The 17,100-nt window shown below is 64.4% G+C and carries 13 protein-coding genes; 1 reads left to right on the plus strand and 12 read right to left on the minus strand.

The window, feature by feature from the left end; all coding sequences use genetic code 11:
* Positions 1-104 precede the first annotated feature (104 nt).
* The 8 genes from DXT74_RS18325 to DXT74_RS18360 all read right to left on the minus strand — a co-directional run bounded on the left by DXT74_RS18325 (position 105) and on the right by DXT74_RS18360 (position 12,142).
* The gene (locus DXT74_RS18325; RefSeq protein WP_043633721.1) at positions 105-518 is read right to left on the minus strand and encodes a hypothetical protein; all 414 of its coding nucleotides are present in this window, start codon (positions 516-518) and stop codon (positions 105-107) included.
* Positions 519-672: 154 nt separating this feature from the next.
* Positions 673-1,737 carry a beta-N-acetylglucosaminidase domain-containing protein gene (locus tag DXT74_RS18330; protein WP_194426701.1) on the minus strand — a complete coding sequence of 355 codons (1,065 nt, stop codon included), beginning with the start codon at positions 1,735-1,737 and terminating at the stop codon, positions 673-675.
* Positions 1,738-1,902: 165 nt separating this feature from the next.
* Positions 1,903-6,453, minus strand: coding sequence for a PAS domain S-box protein (locus DXT74_RS18335; RefSeq protein WP_194426702.1), 4,551 nt, complete (start codon positions 6,451-6,453; stop codon positions 1,903-1,905).
* A gap of 157 nt (positions 6,454-6,610) precedes the next feature.
* Positions 6,611-7,897 carry a serine hydrolase gene (locus DXT74_RS18340; protein ID WP_194426703.1) on the minus strand — a complete coding sequence of 429 codons (1,287 nt, stop codon included), beginning with the start codon at positions 7,895-7,897 and terminating at the stop codon, positions 6,611-6,613.
* A gap of 133 nt (positions 7,898-8,030) precedes the next feature.
* Entirely contained in the window at positions 8,031-9,266 is a 1,236-nt protein-coding gene (locus tag DXT74_RS18345; protein WP_194426704.1) for a hypothetical protein, read from the minus strand.
* Between the two features lie 2 nt (positions 9,267-9,268).
* A complete protein-coding gene (locus DXT74_RS18350) occupies positions 9,269-10,039 on the minus strand; it encodes an outer membrane lipoprotein-sorting protein (protein WP_231138218.1) in 771 nt (256 codons plus the stop codon).
* A gap of 22 nt (positions 10,040-10,061) precedes the next feature.
* Positions 10,062-11,438 carry an ABC transporter permease gene (locus tag DXT74_RS18355; protein WP_194426705.1) on the minus strand — a complete coding sequence of 459 codons (1,377 nt, stop codon included), beginning with the start codon at positions 11,436-11,438 and terminating at the stop codon, positions 10,062-10,064.
* Entirely contained in the window at positions 11,435-12,142 is a 708-nt protein-coding gene (locus tag DXT74_RS18360) for an ABC transporter ATP-binding protein (RefSeq protein WP_231138219.1), read from the minus strand. The genes DXT74_RS18355 and DXT74_RS18360 overlap by 4 nt, the downstream gene beginning before the upstream one ends.
* 349 nt (positions 12,143-12,491) lie before the next feature.
* On the opposite strand from DXT74_RS18360, the gene ppk2 reads away from it, so the two are divergent.
* Positions 12,492-13,343 carry a polyphosphate kinase 2 gene (ppk2, locus tag DXT74_RS18365; protein WP_196783918.1) on the plus strand — a complete coding sequence of 284 codons (852 nt, stop codon included), beginning with the start codon at positions 12,492-12,494 and terminating at the stop codon, positions 13,341-13,343.
* Between the two features lie 14 nt (positions 13,344-13,357).
* Here the strand turns inward: ppk2 and DXT74_RS18370 are convergent, their stop codons facing one another.
* The 4 genes from DXT74_RS18370 to DXT74_RS18385 form a co-directional block, all read right to left on the minus strand.
* Positions 13,358-14,128 (minus strand): outer membrane lipoprotein-sorting protein, encoded by a 771-nt coding sequence (locus DXT74_RS18370; protein WP_194426707.1) that lies wholly within the window; start codon positions 14,126-14,128, stop codon positions 13,358-13,360.
* Between the two features lie 33 nt (positions 14,129-14,161).
* Positions 14,162-15,526 carry an ABC transporter permease gene (locus tag DXT74_RS18375; protein WP_194426708.1) on the minus strand — a complete coding sequence of 455 codons (1,365 nt, stop codon included), beginning with the start codon at positions 15,524-15,526 and terminating at the stop codon, positions 14,162-14,164.
* Positions 15,523-16,161, minus strand: coding sequence for an ABC transporter ATP-binding protein (locus tag DXT74_RS18380; RefSeq protein WP_231138220.1), 639 nt, complete (start codon positions 16,159-16,161; stop codon positions 15,523-15,525). Before DXT74_RS18380 ends, DXT74_RS18375 begins: the two co-directional genes overlap by 4 nt.
* Positions 16,162-16,535: 374 nt before the next feature.
* Positions 16,536-17,006 (minus strand): hypothetical protein, encoded by a 471-nt coding sequence (locus DXT74_RS18385; RefSeq protein ID WP_019104524.1) that lies wholly within the window; start codon positions 17,004-17,006, stop codon positions 16,536-16,538.
* Positions 17,007-17,100 lie beyond the last annotated feature (94 nt).

A 17,100-nucleotide genomic window follows, 5' to 3' on the forward strand; every position in this document is an offset into this window, starting at 1 on the left:
TTGCTCGCGAGATCGTAAACAACTTCTAAGCACGCAAAAAAGGGAGGCCTCGGCCTCCCTTCATCCCCGTTTGGGCCGCGCTGCGCGCGCCCTCGTTCTTCAGCTTACTTGGCTGCGGAAGCCGCGGCTTTCTTGTGGGTTTTCTTGGCGGCGTGCTGCTTGTGCTGAGCCGGCTTCTTGGCGGCCTTGGCCGGAGCGGAGGCTTCCGCCTTGGCGGCTTGAGCCTTTTGAGCCGGAGCCGAAGCAGCCTGCTTGTGGGCTTTCTTGGCGGCGTGCTTCTTGTGCTGAGCCGGCTTCTTGGCGGCCTTGGCCGGGGCGGAGGCTTCCGCCTTGGCGGCTTGCGCTTTCTGCGCCGGGGCGGAAGCGTGCTTCTTCACGGCCTTGTGCTGCGCTTTCTTGGCGGCGGGCGCGGCTTTGGCAACCGGGGCGGAAGCCGGCTTGGCGGCTTCGGCGGCGAAGCCGGCGGCGGAGCTCAGGGCGAAAGCGGCGGACAGTACAATCAGGCTCAGTTTTTTCATGGTGACATTCTCCAGTCGGGTCAGGGGGCGTCCGTCTGCTCAAGAGCTGCCGTGACGCCGGGGCTTTGGTGTTTCCTTGCTGCGTATCCTAGGCGTCCCGGCTCGCCCCCGTCTGTGAGTCAGTTGTAAAGGCATGTAACGCAAAGTAGCCTTCCTACTGAGTCTGCACCTCAAGCTCGCTGATCCGATACTCTCCATCCAGCCAGGCCACCACCTCCCGCGCGCAGGGATGATCCACCGCCGCGTAACGCGCGCGCAGCGCTACGGCGCGCTCGCCCAGCTGATCCAGCCCCACGTCTTGCAAGGTAAGCAAATCCCGCCACAACATGTCGGCCAGTTCCTCCCCGGCCACCACCTGGGCGGCGCGGCGCATCGAAGCGCCGTATTGATAGCGCGGCCCCAGCCTGTAGCTGTCCGCCAGCGTCAACGCGGGAATCAGGCTGAGCGCGGCTTGCTGCGCCGGATTAATCCCGTGCGCCGCCAGCAGCTCGGCGTTGGCCGCGGACCGGCCGGTGAAACCTCGCACATGCAGGTATTGCGACATCCGCGCGCCGTCGTTCACCGGGTAGTTGTCCCACAGCACCGGCTTGCGGCCCAGCCATTTGCCCACTTGCAGCAAATGTCCAGGCGAGATTTCACGGGAGCACACCTCCTCGCCGGTCCAGAAAATGTCGATGTCCGGCGCTAGCCACTGGCCCAGTTGCTGCAGATAACCGGCGGGACGCTGGCCGAACACCCGGTCCAGTACCGGGTCGCTGGAGTAGTAGCTGGGGCAAACCAGCAAGCGTTCCACTTCGCAGCGCTGGCGCACCCAGGCGACGATCTCCGCCTGGCGCTCCGCCAGATCAGGCAAGTCGCCGCGCATATCGTCGAACAGGATGGCCAATTGGCGGATGCCGATGCGCTGCATTTGCTCCAGCTTGCGCGCTAGCGCCCGGCGGGCGTCGTCGTTGAAGTTCAGATACGCTTCGTAGGGGCTGAGCCCCATGCCGAAGCTGACTTCCTGCCGCTGGCAATGAACGGCGAACGCCGCTAACCGCGCCTCCTGCTCCGCCGGGTAGTTCTGTTGCCACTCGCGGCGCAGATACGCGTCCGCTTTCGGCGCGTACAGATAGAAACGATAGCCGTGCGCCGCCAGCGTGGTGACCAGCAGTTCGCGCTGCGCCCAATTCCATGGCTTGCCGTAGAAGCCTTCGATAATGCCTAAAGGGATATTCATTTAGTGAAACCTTCCGCGTCCTCGATGCATCGGGGCCAGGCTGGCTCTTCGCGCCCGACCGGCAGCCGGTCTGGCCCGCCAGTCATCGGAAAATGATGACTTCATGCTATTGATTGACTGAATAAGCAGCGTCAAGTTGCATTAAAAGTCGAGAACATGCCTCGCTTATGCCATAGCCGGCAATGCGTCCAATGCCGTGCACAAGGCGGTCAGTTCGCGGCCCAAGGTCTGGATGCGGGCCGGGGTCGCGTCTTCGGCCCGCCCTTGTCTCAAAGCGGCTTCCAGCGCGGCGGCCTGGGCCTGAACGCGGATCAGCCCCAAGGACCCTGCGGCCCCTTTCAGCGAGTGGGCGATGCGGCACGCCTCCTCGCTTTCTTCCGCGCGCGCCGCGTCCTCCAACTTGGCCGCGTCGTTGCGATGAAGGTCCGCGAACTTGCGCAGCAAACGTTCAAAACGCTCCAGATCGTTCCCAACGGTGCGCAGGCCCGCCGCCAGATCCACACCGGGCAGGCCCATCAACTGCTCGCGTCGCCCGGCGACCGGCGGCGGATCGGGCGGCATGATCCCAGGCGGCGCAAGCGACGGCAGCCATTTCAACAGCAATCCGAACAGTTGCTCCGGGTCCACCGGCTTTGCCACGAAGTCATTCATGCCGGCAGCCAGACAGCGTTGGCGGTCCTCTTCGAAAGCGTTGGCGGTCATGCCCAGGATAGGGATGTGCTCCCAGCGCGGCAAAGCCCGGATCCGACGCGTCGCCTCCAATCCGTCCAGTTCCGGCATCTGCACGTCCATCAGCACCAGATCGTATACTCCGGCGGCGGCGCGCTCCACGGCCTCCCGGCCGTTGCGCGCCAGCTCGGCCTTCAGACCAACGCTGTCCAACAGCCAGAGCGCCACTTCCTGATTGATGAGGTCGTCCTCCACTACCAACACCCTCGCGTCCGCGCGCAGCCGTAATTCGGCCTCAACCTTGTCAGGCTCCACGCCGGCCGGCTCGGCGGCAACGCTGTCCCCCTCCGTCAGCCAGGCGGTCAGCCAAAACACGCTGCCGTGCCCCTCTTGGCTTTCCGCGCCCACTTCGCCGCCCATCAACGCGGCCAGGCGCTGGGTAATCGCCAAACCCAGGCCGGTGCCGCCGTATTTGCGGGTGGTGGAATCGTCCGCCTGCTGAAACGCCTGAAACAGGCTGGCCAGTTTGTCGGCGGGAATGCCGATGCCGGTGTCGCGCACCTCGAAACGCAGCAGCAGGCGCTCGCCTTCGCTCCGCAACAGCCGCGCACGCATGGTGATCGTTCCCCGCTCGGTGAATTTGACCGCGTTGCCCGCGTAATTGAGCAAAGCCTGGCGCAAGCGGGTGGAATCGCCACGCAGACACGGCGGCACGCCGGCGTAATCGATCTCCACGCGCAAACCCTTGGCCTGCGCCGGCTCGTCGATCAGGGAACGCACGTGATCGAACAGCGCGCCGATGGAAAAGTCGGTCCGCTCCAGCGACAACTTGCCGGCTTCGATCTTGGACAGGTCCAGAATGTCGTTGATGATGCCAAGCAGATGCCCGCTGGCCACCAGCACTTTTTCCAGCTTGGCCTGCTGCTCCGGCCGCGGCTGGGTGCGCATCAGCAAATGGGTGAAACCGATGATGGCGTTCAAGGGCGTGCGGATTTCATGGCTCATATTGGCGACGAAGGCGCTCTTGGCCAGATTGGCCGCCTCCGCGTCTTCCTTAGCGCGCACCAGGGCCTGCTCGGTCTCCTTACGCCGGGTGATGTCGGTGACGAAGCCGATGATTTTGTCCGAGCCTCCCGGCCTGTCCGGCAGGTAGTACACCGTCATTTCCACTGCCACCAGCCGCCCGTCCCGGGTTCGTTGCTGGGTTTCGAACTGCGCCCGGCTTTGCTGCCGCAGGCGCTCCACGGTGTGCGCGTAGATTTCGGGCGTGGTATTGGGCACGATGTCCGATACGTTCAGCCTCAACATCTCATCGACGCCGTAGCCCAGCAGCTCCGCCGCGTAACGGTTGACGTAGATCAGCCGCCCGCTCGCCGCATCCACCCAGTGGATGCCGATGCCCACGCTGTCCATGGCGAACTGGGTGGTTTGCAGCTTGGCGCTGGTGGCGCGCACCTCCGCGGTGCGCACCGCCACCAGTTCTTCCAGGTGATGACGGTGCTGATCCAGCTCCATGGCCAGCCGCTTTTTCTGGGTGATATCCTCTTGCAAGGACAGGTAATGACTGATCCTGCCGTCCGGTTGACGGATAGGCGAGATGTGGGCGAAGTCGACGTAATCGCTGCCGTCCTTGCGCCGGTTGAACAGTTCGCCTTTCCATGGCTGACCGGCCCGCAGCGCGCTCCACAGCTCCGCATAGGTGTCCGCTGGAGTCAGGCCGGACTTGAGCAGATTGGGCGTCTGCCCCATCACCTCTTCCCGGCTGTAACCGGTATTGCGGACAAACGCTTCGTTGACGTATTCAATCCGCGTTTCCAGATCGGTGATGACGATGCTCTCCGGACTCTGCTCCACCGCCATGGACAGCTGGCGAATCCGCTCCGCCGCCTGCCGCCGCAAGGTAATGTCGCGGAAAGCGCCGTAGACCCCGCCATCCGGCAGGCGGATCGCGTTCACCTCCACCGGCACCTCGGCGCCGTCCTTGCGCCGCAGCAGCATCTCGGCGCTCAACTGCTCGTTGGACAGCAAGCGCTGGAACAAAGACTGCGCATTATCCGCCGCGGAGCCCGCGCTGAAATCGCCCACCCGCATCGCCAGGATTTCCGGCTCGTCATAACCCAGCAACTGACAGGCCTGCAGGTTGGCGTATTGATAGCGCCCCTCCGCATCCGCCACCAACACGGCATCTGCGGCATGATCCAACACGCTGCGATAGCGCGCTTCGGCGCTGGCCAAGGCCTGGGTTTTTTCGCGCAGCGGCCGCAAATCGTTATAGGTGCCGAAAAAGCCGCAGAACGTGCCGGACAGATCGTGCATGGCGGTGACGCAGGCGTAAACCGGAATGATTTCGCCGTTGCTGGCGACCCGCGCCTGCTCGCCGGTCCAGCGTCCCTGCTGTTTCACCTGCTGCTCCAGCGCCGCCCGCTCCTCCCGGCTAACCGGATCGTCCGGAATGAAGCGTGAGATCGAGGTGCCCAGCAGTTCGCCGATCGAATACCCCATCAACTCGCCAAACGCGGCGTTGACGTACAGGATATTCTTGGATGCATCGGTCATCACCACCGGCTGCGCCGACTGATCCAGCGCCTCCGCCAACTGGTGACGCTCTTCTTCAACGGATTTGCGCGCGGAGATGTCCTCGGTGAAGATCACAATCCCCCCGATGGCGCCGTCTCGCGCGTGCCATGGCCGCACTTCCCAACACAGCCACTGCGCCGCGCCGTTCTGACGCAGAAAGCGGTCTTCCTCTTCGCGCACCACCTCCCCGGCCAGCGCCCGGCGATGAATTTCCCGCCAAGCGTCGGGGATCTCCGGGAATACCTCGTAGTGGGATCGGCCGATGATGTCCTGGCCGTCCAGTTGGTAATCGTCCAGCCAGCGACGGCTGGCCGCCAGATAACGCATATTGCGATCGAACATCGCCAGCGCCGCCGGGGCGTGTTCGATGAACAGCGATAGTCTTTCCTCGCTTTCCAACAGAGCGGTTTCCATGGCTTTTCGGTCGGACACGTCCTGCATTGCGCCCCGCACCGACACCACCTTGCCGCCCGCCAACACCGGTCTCCCGGACACTCTCACCCACTTGCGCCGGCCGGTGGCGCTGAGCAATTGCAGCTCCAGATCATAGGGCTCGGCCTCCGTCACGACGCGGCGCACCGCTTCCTCTATCCGCCGGCGATCCTCCCCATGGAAAAAATCCAACCCAATGCAGGTGTTGGCCGGAGCATCGGCCGGCAGGTCATGGATGCGGGCCACTTCCGAGGTCCAGCCGCAGTCCCCGCTTGCGGGATCAAACCACCAGCCGCCCACCCGGGCGATGGCGCTCATTTCCTGCAGCAATTGCTCGCGCTTCCCCTGCTCCGCTTCGGCGCGCTTGCGCGCGCTGATGTCCGACGCGATGCCGCACACCGCGTAGGCGCGCCCCTCGGCGTCGAACAAGGGAAATTTGTACACCAAGTAAGTATGCGGGCCATCGTCGTGCGGCACGGTTTCCTCGTATTCGCGCGCCTGACCGGTGTTCAGCACTTCCAGATCGGCCTCGCGCAACTTGGCCACCACATCGGGCGGGAACAAGTCCTCGTCGCGCAGACCGCGCATGGCCTCTACGCTGATATGGAACAAATCCGGATAGCGTTGATTGACCAGCAGATAGCGGCCATGCATGTCCTTGACGAAGATGACCGCGGTGGAGTTGTTGATGATGGCGTGCAATAAAGCTTGCTGGCGCGCCAGTTCATTCTCCGCCCAACGCGAGCGGCGACTGATGAGACGCTGGCTGAACAGGCTAAACATCAAGCCGCACAAGGCGAACAAGGCAATTGAGGCGGCATCGGACGTCCGGATAATGACGAAGCTCCACTGCGGGGGCATGAACAGATACCAGACCAGCAAAGTCGACAAGACGGTGGCGACCAGACCGCCAGTCAGCCCGCCCAGCATGGCGGATACGAAGACCGCGGGATAGAACAGGAACCAGACGTATGGGTGGATCCAGTCCCAAAACCGCCACTGCGCGGCCAAGGCCAGCAAGGGCACCAGAACCCCCACCCCCCACGCGCGCCATGGCAGGGAGGCGAGGAAAGCCCGGAATCGAGCTTTTCCCGCCTCTTGTTTAAAATCCGTCAATTCTGGGCCTCGACTCGAAAGCTGGCTTGGTTTTGTCCGTTCTCACGATAGACCATGCCCCCTACGCCGGACAAACCGCCTACTGCCGACGCAAGCGTCTGGTCTCCCCCTCGGCGTCGCGCCATTGCAGCGTTCCGCCCTCAATCAACAGAGTCTCCGGCAGCACGGCGCTGCGCGCCAGTTGCGGCGTCTGCGCCTCCACGGTCAGCGGATAGGCGATTGGCACGCCGTAACGGCGCGGGCTGCGCGCATAGCAGCCGTGCTCGTTGTAAAACAACTCCAGCCAAGCGCCATCTCCACTCTCATAACGCCCCGGAACGAACAACTGCTCGTCCGGCTGCTGCCGCCCCGGCGCCGGCAGGGCTTCCCACTCCTCTCCGCTGGCGATGCGGGCCAAATCCCGTCCCAGGCGCTCCACCGGCGAGCCGAAGGCATTGGCCAACACCACCACGCCGCCCCCGCCGGGCAAGACGCTCATGAAGGAGAAAAAGCCGTTGACGTCGCCAAAGTGCTGGGCCAGCCGCAACTGGCGGCCGGCCAGCACCCAGTCCTCCCCGTAAAACCCGTAGGCGTACTCCAGAGCGCTCACGTCCAGCATCAGCGAGGCCAGCCTGGCCGGCAAGGCCTCGCCCCGCTGCAGCGCCTCCAGCCAACGGCACAGATCACCCGCGCTGGAGGCCAGATCGTAGACGCCCCACGCCACCGACATGTCCATCGGCTCCGCGTAGCGCCACGGCGCTCCGGGATGCAGGCCGCGCGCGGCCTGCGGCAGAATGACGCGGCCATCGTCGACGAAAGTGCGCTCCAGACCCAGCGGCCGAAACAGGTACTGCTGCCGATAGCTGGAGAAATCCTGATCCGCCACCCGCTCCACAATGGCCGCCAATAATAAATAGCCGGTATTGCTGTATGCGTGGGCAATGCCGGGCGGGCAAGCCGGCGGCAAAGCGTGCGCCCAATCAAGCAGTTCCTGCGGCCGATGCGCCAACCGCATCCGCGTGGGCCAATACTCCGCCGCGCTGGTGAAGTTGGCGGTGCCGGCGCTGTGATTCAGCAATTGATGCAGGCTGATGCCCGCCGCATTGGGAAAGTCGGGAAAAAACCGCTCCAGGCTGTCGCTCAGTTCCAGCCGCCCCTGGGCCACCTGCTGCAGTACCGCGGCGGCGGTAAAGCTCTTGCTCAACGAGCCGATGCGAAACACCGTGTCCGGCTCGTTGGCCACCGCCAAACCCGGATCGGCCATGCCGCCGGCCACCGCCACCCGCTCGCCGTCGGCCAGGCAGACGGCGGCCACGCCGTGCAGGCAGCCCGCCGCGTTCCAGGAACGCAGATACGTTTGCAACGCGGCCACCGTGCTCATGCCCATGCCCACCCCCTCTGTTCAGGATCGTTTCGACGACAAGCAGCGTCTCTCCGCCTCATCATCACTATGGTTTGTTTCCCCGCCGCTCGCCATGCGATCCGCGCCGCGACAGCCGCCTCCAAGCCGGCTCACGACCTCAGTAAAAGTAGTCGACCAGCAATTGCCAGACCCGCCGCGCCGGGCTCGCGCCGTAACGGCTGTCCGGCGCTCCGTCAAAACGCTGCCACTGCAAGGCCAGGTCCGCCGCGCCCAGGTGATAGCGGACCTCGGCCCAATTCATGCCGCTATGATCCACCAGGTCGAAACTGCGCATCGCGGTCAGATCCAGGTCATCCACCAGCGCGTCCTGCCAATGCGCTCGCAGCAAGGCGGCGCGCCGGGTGGGCAGGCCGCCGCTTGCGCCGACTCCAGCCCGATAAGCGCCATAGAGCGCCGGCTTCTCGCGCAGCGCGCGCCATTCATCGCCATCCGGCGCAGCGCCGTCCTGCTGCCCCTCCAAGGTCAGGCTCAGTTTGTTGGCGCCGGTCCAGGTCAGGCCGCCGGCCAGACGATCGCGCCAAGCAGAATCCGGCAGCCCCAGGCTTTGCCTCCAAGTAGTCTGCTGCCGCCCGCCGGCCCATTCCAGATAGACCACGGTGGTGTTGCCAAGCACGCGCGACACATTGAAGCCCAGTTGCGGAGAACGGCCTTGCTCTTGCAGCAACAGCCATTGCGGATTCAGGTTTTCAGCGAAGCGATAGCTGCCGGCCAGCAGCAGCCGCTGTCGGGGATTGCTGGCGCCCCAGTCCAGGCTGGCGCCGTCCGGATTAGGCCCCGAACCCAGCTTTGGCGACCAGATCGCGGTCAAGGAAGCCCGATCCCACAGCCGCTGCCAGCGCAACATGGCGTTGCCGAGACGGTTCTGACGCAGGCTGTCCGGGTCCGCCGACACCACCGAGCGCACGGTGCCGGCGCCGAGAAAATCAGTGGGGTTGTAGCCCACGGCCACGCCGTAGCGGGTATTGACGCGCCCCAAGTCCAGCATCGCGTCGACGCCGAACTCGCGGCTCAGATAGGCCTCTTTCAGGGTATTGACGCCGTGGTCCCGCTGCGGCGAGCCGGCGAAGCGCCAATCCAGCCGGTTGGCCAGCACGCCGCGCCAGGCCGGGCTCAGGCGGCCGTCCCAGCGCAAATCGAAAGACAGCCGCTGGCTATCGTCTCCCGGCCTCGGCGACAACGCGGACGCCTCCAGTTGAAGCTTCAGATCACGCGGCTTCTCTTCCTCCATCCGGGTTTGATCGGCCAAGCGCAACGCTTCCTCGTCCAGCGGCGCGTCGGCGCCCCGCGCGGCCGCGCACGCCAGCAGCAACCACCCAAGCGCCAGCTTCCGCATCGTCATTCGGCCCGAAAACGCGGCAGATAGTCGCGTTGCAACCAAGCTTCCGGCACCTCGCGCCAAGCGAACTGGCTGTTGCGCAACACCGTTATCCAGCGCGGATTGAGGCCGTCTATGATCACGGTTTCCGTCGGGCGCTCTCGTCCCAACACTGGCTGATACGCGCGGTAGTACGCGGTCTTCAGCAGGCTTCCGCTCTCTGCGTAGAATTGCGCCTTGCGGCTGCGATAGCCATCGCGGTCCACCCACAGATCAATCGCGTGGTAGGTGACGCCGGGATTGCGCGCGCTGAGCCGCAGCTTGTAGCAAAGCCGCGTCTGGCGGTCCCCGTCCTGTATCGTCTCCTCGCCGGCCAGCACCGCTTGATAATCCAGCGCCAGGTTGACAGTGACCACGTCGCCGTTGGCCGCCTGGCCCAGCAGCCGCTGCTGCGGCGAAATCGGCACGCTGGCCTTGCTCGCCGGATCGAAAAACCACAGATCGTTGCCGCTTTTGAGCATCAGCTTGCCGGCGTCCCGCTTGGGATTGATGAAACGCAGCAGGCTGCGGAACTGGCCGCTTTTCGGATCTGCGCGCGAATACACCGCCAGCGCGCTGGCCTCGTTCTGCTTGCCGTCCTTATAACTGACCAAGGACACCACCAGCCCGAAGGAGCGCTCCGGATTGCGCACCGCGTCGCTATTGGCCAGGATGGTCTGCGCGTCGGGCGCCGCCAGCGTCGTCGTCGCCCACAAGGCAACGCTCAACGCGGCCCAGCGTACCGTTCTCACTCTCTTGAAAATTCCAAGCCTGTCACGCATGACGCAAAGCCTCCACGATATTGGCCGCGGCCGCGCGCCGCGCCGGCCACCACGACGATAGCAACGCCATTGCCATCAAACCGCCGGCGGTCACCGCCATCATCCGCCACTCGCCCCATACCCGCACCAGGATAGGGCTGGGGTCCACCTGCCCCGGCGGCAGCCAGGTCAGCCCGGCGTGATTGATCAGCCAGGCGAACAACAACGCCAGCGCGATGCCCAGCACCCCGCCGCCAAGGCCCAGCAGACAGCCCTCGCACAGGAACAGCCGCTGGATGCCGCGGCGGCGCAACCCCATCGCTCGCAGAGTGCCGATCTCCACTGTCCGCTCCAGCACCACCATATTCATGGTGTTGCCTATGGTGAACAGCGCCACGCAGGCGATCAACACCGCCAGAAAGCCGAAAATGGTGCCGAACATGCCGGTGATTTGGCCGTATTGCGGCTGCAGCGTGGCAAAGTCGTGCGCCGCCAGCGGCTGGCCGCGCAAGCGGGTGGCGAACAGCTGGCGCAAACGCGCCTCGGCCGCCGGAATCTGCGCGGTGTGCCTGAGCTGCAGCACGATGGCGGTGGCCATCGGCTCGCCCTGGCCGTACACCAGCTGCTGAGCCTGGCGCAGATGCAGGCCGACATACATATCGTCCAGCTCCTTGATGCCTTGGCTCTCCACCTTGGCCACTTGCAAGCGGGCCACATTGGGCGCGCCGGCGGCGGTGGCGGCCAAAAGCTCGATCTGATCGTCGCGGCCGCCGGCCGGCGGCGCCGCCGCGGACAAGGCCGCCAGATCGGCCGGCAAATCGTCGCCGCCGGCCGGAACCGGCGGCGGCGCGCAATCCTTGAGCTTGAACGCCGCGCACAATTGCAGCACTCGCGCCACGCCGGTGCCGATCACCGCCGCGTTCGGCGTGGTGCCGGTCAGCGCCACCGGCTTGCGCTTATCGTTGAAGCCATAATCGTCCCAGCGTCGCAGCCGGTTCTGCGCGTCCACTTCGCTGCCGCGGGCGATCACCGTTCGAGAGGCGCCGGCCGCGTAATGGCCGGCAATGCCGCCCAAGCTCAACGTGGGAGTTACCACCGTCAACATCGGCCGCAGCACCGGGTCGTTCTCGATCTGCCGCATCACGGTCCGGTAATCGCGGATGCCATAAGCGGCGGGGTTGCCGCTGCCGTACAGGAAATAATCCCGATGCTGCACCTGCAGATGGCCGCCGGCGCGCACCATGCCGGTTTGCAGCCCATATTGCACCGTGCGGTTGTAACCGCCGAACAGCAACACCGCCACCAAGCCGATAATCATCGTGGACAAGGTCGCCAAGGTGCGGCGGCGATTACGCAGCAGATTGCGCCAGGCCAGCTTCAAGGTATTCACGCCAAGGCCTCCTCTGCGTTCAGCGCGCCGACCCGGCCATCGCTGACCAGGTAGCGGTCATCCGCCGCCGCGATCACCTGCGGATCATGCGAGGAGAACACCACCGCCACCCGGCGTTCGCGCTGCAATTGGCGCAACAAGGCCAGAATGGACGCCCCGGTCTGGCTGTCCAGATTGGCGGTGGGTTCGTCTGCCAGCACCAAGGCCGGTTCGTGCACCAGCGCGCGCGCAATCGCCACCCGCTGGCGCTGACCGCCGGACAGCTGGCCGGGCCGGTTCGCAGCCTTGTCCGCCAATCCCACCGCCGCCAGCATCTCCAATACCCGCTCGCGTCGCCGCCGCGCCGGCACCCCCTGCAATTGCAACGGGTACTCGACGTTCTCAAACGCCGACAGCACCGGCATCAGATTGAAATTCTGGAAGATGAAACCGATGTGGCGCGCGCGAAAATCGCTGAGCGCGTCGTCGCTCAAGCCCCCCAAATCCTGATCCGCCACCATGATCTTGCCGGCATCGGCGCGGTCTATACCGCCGATCAGGTTCAGCAAAGTGGTCTTGCCGCTGCCGGACTGGCCGGACAGCACGGTGAAGCGCGCCGAGGAGACTTTGAGGCTGACCTCCGCCAGCGCCGGCACGCGCACCTGCTCCATCCAATAACTCTTCGACACCCCGTTCAACTCCACCGCCCACATAGCTCCCCCCATCGCTCAAATCCAACGGCATCAATATGCATGAAATCGGCATAAAAAGCTTTGCCTTGCGACAAAACGCCCATGACGGGCGCCAAATGCGTGCCATCCACGCCAAGCAATGCGCATCGACACCGGTTTTCCATGGTAGTAGCATGGTTTTATCCCCCGCAAAGGAGCTTGCATGACACAAGACAAAACCCCGCCCCAAGCCCCCCTGCCCTCGGAAGCTGTCGCCGACGCCCCCCCGCCGGCCGTCAAGCCGCCGCCGCGTCGTGCCGCCGCCCACCGCCGCACCAATGTGGAACGCGCCCACCAGGAGTCGGTGCAAGCCATCGAAACCGTCAGCCAACAGCCGGTGGCCTTGCAAGTGGCCGCCGCGCCGCAGGGCAGCGCGGAGGACAGCGTCAGCGCCGAGCTGCCGGCCAGCTATCCTTACCGCACGCGGATGCGCCGCCCGGAGTACGAGCAGCAGAAACAGGCGCTGCAGATCGAGCTGCTGAAAGTGCAGAACTGGGTCAAAGAAAGCGGCCAGAAAATCGTGATCCTGTTCGAAGGCCGCGACGCCGCCGGCAAGGGCGGCACCATCAAACGCTATATGGAACACCTGAACCCGCGCGGCGCGCGCGTGGTGGCGCTGGAAAAGCCTTCGGACCGCGAGCGCGGCCAGTGGTACTTCCAACGCTATATCGAACACCTGCCCACCGCGGGCGAGATCGTGTTCTTCGACCGCTCCTGGTACAACCGCGCTGGCGTGGAGCGGGTCATGGGCTTTTGCCATCCGCACGAGTATCTGGAATTCATGCGCCAGACGCCGCAGCTGGAGCGCATGCTGGTCAACAGCGGCATCCGCCTGTTCAAGTTCTGGTTCTCGGTCAGCCGCGAAGAGCAGCTGCGCCGCTTCATCTCGCGCCGCGACGACCCGCTGAAACACTGGAAACTGTCGCCTATCGACATACAGTCGCTGGACAAATGGGACGACTACACCGCGGCCAAGGAAGCAACCTTCTTCCACACCCATACCGGCGACGCGCCGTGGACGGTGGTGAAGTCCGATGACAAGAAGCGCGCGCGGCTCAACTGCATCCGCCACTTCCTGTCCCGGCTGGACTACCCAGGCAAGGACACGCACGTCGCCAGAGCGGCGGACCCGCTATTGGTGGGCGAACCGCACAACATGGACGCCGAGGACGGCGACGCGCCACTGCGGATTTGAATGGCCGGCGCCACTCACTCCACCCTGAAGCGCGGCAGATAATCCCGCTGCAGCCAGGCCTCGGGCACCTCGCGCCAAGCGAAGCCGCTCTTGCGCATCACCGTCACCCACTGCGGATTAAGACCATCGATGATGACGGTTTCCGTGGGGCGGTCCCGGCCCAGCGCCTGGCGATAACCGCGGTAATAAGCGGTTTTCAGCAGCTCACCGCTGGCGGCGTAGAACTGTGCCTTGCGGCTGCGATAGCCGTCACGATCCACCCATAGCTCAATGGCGTGGTAAGTCACATCCGAGCGCCGCGCACTCAGCCGCAGCTTGTAGCTGGCGCGCGGCTTGCGATCACCATCGATCACGGTCTCCTCCGCCACAAGCGTGGCCAGATAGTCCAAGGCCCAGTTCACTGTCACCACATCGCCGTTCGCCGCCTGGCCCAACAGCCGCTGCTGCGGCGAAATCGGCACGCTGGCCTGGCTCGCGGGGTCAAACACCCATAAATCCTTGCCGCTTTTCAGGGTCAATTTGCCCGCGTCGCGGCTGGGGCTGACAAAGCGCAACAGGCTGCGAAACTCGCCGCGCCGCGGATCGGCCCGTGAATACAACACCAAGGAGCTGGCGTCGCTGGGCTTGCCTTGCTTGTAGCTGAGCAAATCCACCGTCAGGCTGAAAGACTTGCCGGGATTGCGCACCTCGTCGCTCCAGGCCAGTATCTGCTGCGCGTCCGGCGCCGCCCGGGCCACCCCCAGCCAAACAAGCGCGATCACCCCCAAAATGTGTGGGCACTTCATGCTCCGTTCCCCTCCCTCTTCCGCCATACCGGCTCAGGTCTGCCTCAAGGCGTCTACGATGTTCCAACGCGCCGCCCGGCGCGACGGCCACCAGGACGACAGCAGCGCCACGGCCATCCCTCCCCCCATGCAGGCGGCCACCATGCGCGTCTCGCCCCAGACCCTGATCAAAATCGGACTGGGCTCCACCACTCCGGGAGGCAGCCAACTCAGACCCGCGCGGTTGATCAGCCAAGCCAGCCCCAGCGATAGCAGCAGGCCGCCCAGGCCTCCAATCGCCCCCAGCAAGGCGCCCTCGCATAGAAACAGCCGCTGGATACCGCTGCGTCGCACGCCGATGGAACGCAGCGAGCCGATTTCGCGGGTGCGCTCCACCACCGCCATATTCATGGTGTTCCCAGTGGTGAACAGCGTTACGCTGGCAATGAGCGTCGCCATAAACCCGAAGATGGCGCCGAACATGTCAACGATCCGCTGGTACAGCGGCTGCAGAGCGGCGAAATCGTGAGCCGTCAGCGGCTGCTCGCTCAGACTGGATTGAAACAACTGTTGCAGCCGCTGGCGCGCCGCCCCAATCTGCCCGCTGTTCTTCAACTGCAGCAGGATCGCCGTCACCATCGGCTCCCCCTCCCCATACAGCAGCCGCTGTGCCTGAGCCAAATGCAAGCCCACATAGACATCGTCCCACTCCCGAGCGCCCTGCCGCTCCACCCCCAGCACCTGCAAACGGGCGACATTGGGCGCGCCGGCAGCCGTGGCCGTCAGCAGTTCGATCCGCTTGCCGTCGTCGGTTCGCGCAGGCCCAGTCAAGGCGGCCAGGTCCGGCGGCAGTCGCTCGCTCTCCACAACGGCCGCCGTGCAGCCGCGGTCGCCACCGGACAGGCACAGCCCCAGGGCTCTGGCAACGCCGCTGCCCAATACCACCGCATTGGGGCTGCTGCCGGTCAGGGCCATCGGCTTGGCCGCCTGCCGAAGGCCGTGGGCGTCCCAGCGCCGCAAACGATCCTGGCCTGCCGGCTCGCTGCCTTGCGCCAACACCGTGCGCGACGCGCCGGTAGCGTAATAGCCGGCAATGCCGCCCAGGGTCAGGGTCGGTGTGACTGTCACCAACATGCCCGCCAATACCGAATCCGACTCGATCATGCGCTGGATGCGCCGATAGTCGCGGATGCCGTAGGCAGCCGGATTGCCGCTGCCGTATTGCAAATAATCACTGTGCTGCACCTGCAAATGGCCGAGCTCGCGAACGAAAGCCGTTTCCAAACCGTACTTGACCGCTCTCTGATAGCCGCCGAACAACAACACACCCGCCATGCCCACCGCCATGGTCAGGACGCTTGCCCAAGTTCGCCGACGGTTGCGCAACAGATTGCGCCACGCCAGTTGCAGGACGTTCATGCCAGCGCCTCTCCCTCCGCCAGTGCGCGGACTCTTCCGTCACGGACTTGGTAGCATTCGTCCGCCGCCGCGATCACCAGCGGATCGTGCGAGGAGAACACCACCGCCACGCCGCGCTCGCCTTGCAAGCGCCGCAGCAGCGCCAGGATGGAGGCTCCGGTGCCGCTGTCCAGATTGGCGGTGGGTTCGTCGGCCAACACCAGCGCCGGCTTGTGCACCAGCGCACGCGCAATCGCCACCCGTTGACGCTGACCGCCGGACAGCTGCCCGGGCCGATGCGCCGCCTGTTTCAACAAGCCCACCTCGGCCAGCATCTCCAGCGCGCGCGCCTTACGGCGCCCCGCCGATTCGCCTTGCAAGTGCAGCGGGTATTCCACGTTCTCCAGCGCGGACAGCACCGGCAGCAAGTTGAAACTTTGAAATACAAAGCCCAAATGGCGGGCGCGGAAATCGCTAAGTTCGTCATCACTCAAGGCGGCTATGCTTTGTCCAGCAATAACGATATCCCCGCTGTCGGGGCGATCCATGCCGCCCAGCAAATGCAGGATCGTGCTTTTCCCGCTGCCGGAGGGGCCGGCCAAGACGGTGAATCTGGCTGCGGCCACTTTCAAATTCACATTCAACAAAGCCGGCACCTTTATTTGATCTAGCCAGTATTGTTTAAATACGCCACGCATTTCCGCCCCCATGAATCCGCTCCATAAAAATTGGCACCACCCATTTATCACCCAAAGCCAAGCCGCCCACTTTCCAACCGAATATATCTTAAAAAACGCCACGTTTTCACCAAGGGCAAACAAAGCAATAAATCAGCAATTTAACGGAAAAATCAAATAATTAAAATCTTAAATAAAATTACAATTAATATTAAAAATTAAATAAATCATCAGGCAAAAGCCGGGGCGTGGATTGACGAGCAGCGCCAAACCGGCAGCCGCTGGCCGGCTCAAAAAGACAATGCCTCAATAAGTATTGAGGCATTGCATACGACGCTTGGGCTTGCCGGGAGTCAGGAACGCTGCCGCTTCCACTCGCGCCGCGCGTCGCAGGCGGCGCGCAAAGGCGTGGACGACAGGCTGGTGGCGGCGAAATGCCCCACTTGGCGTGAAACCTTGGACAAGGCGGAACCGGACAGGCTGCCCACCTGCCAGGCATGCCGCAGCGGGTGCAGCGAGGGCGAGTCGTCGCTGGCCGCGTCCAGACGCGCCTGCACATCGCGGTTTACCTCGGACAGCCAGCGCTCGGTCAGCAGCATCCAGTCGCGCTGAGTATCCGCTTGCGCTTGCAACAGATTGGCGCCCACCAACAAGGTGTCATCCAGCCGGCGCTCCAGATCGCCCTGCGATATCGGATAAGCCGGCGCAAAAGCCGACCACCAGCCGACACAGGCTTCGTGCTGCGCTTCCAACAAGCGCTGCTGGCCGCGCTCCACCGCGTTGCGGTAGCTCTCCATCGCGCCGATCAACCAACTACGGGTCATTGCCACTCCTTCGGTCAAACCAGGCGGCCAGCGCGCTTTCGCGCGGCAACCGCCTCAGGAGCCTGCTTACGGTGACAAAGCGTTGCGGCTGAAA

This window comes from Chromobacterium sp. Rain0013 (assembly GCF_015291765.1).
Classification (GTDB): domain Bacteria; phylum Pseudomonadota; class Gammaproteobacteria; order Burkholderiales; family Chromobacteriaceae; genus Chromobacterium; species Chromobacterium haemolyticum.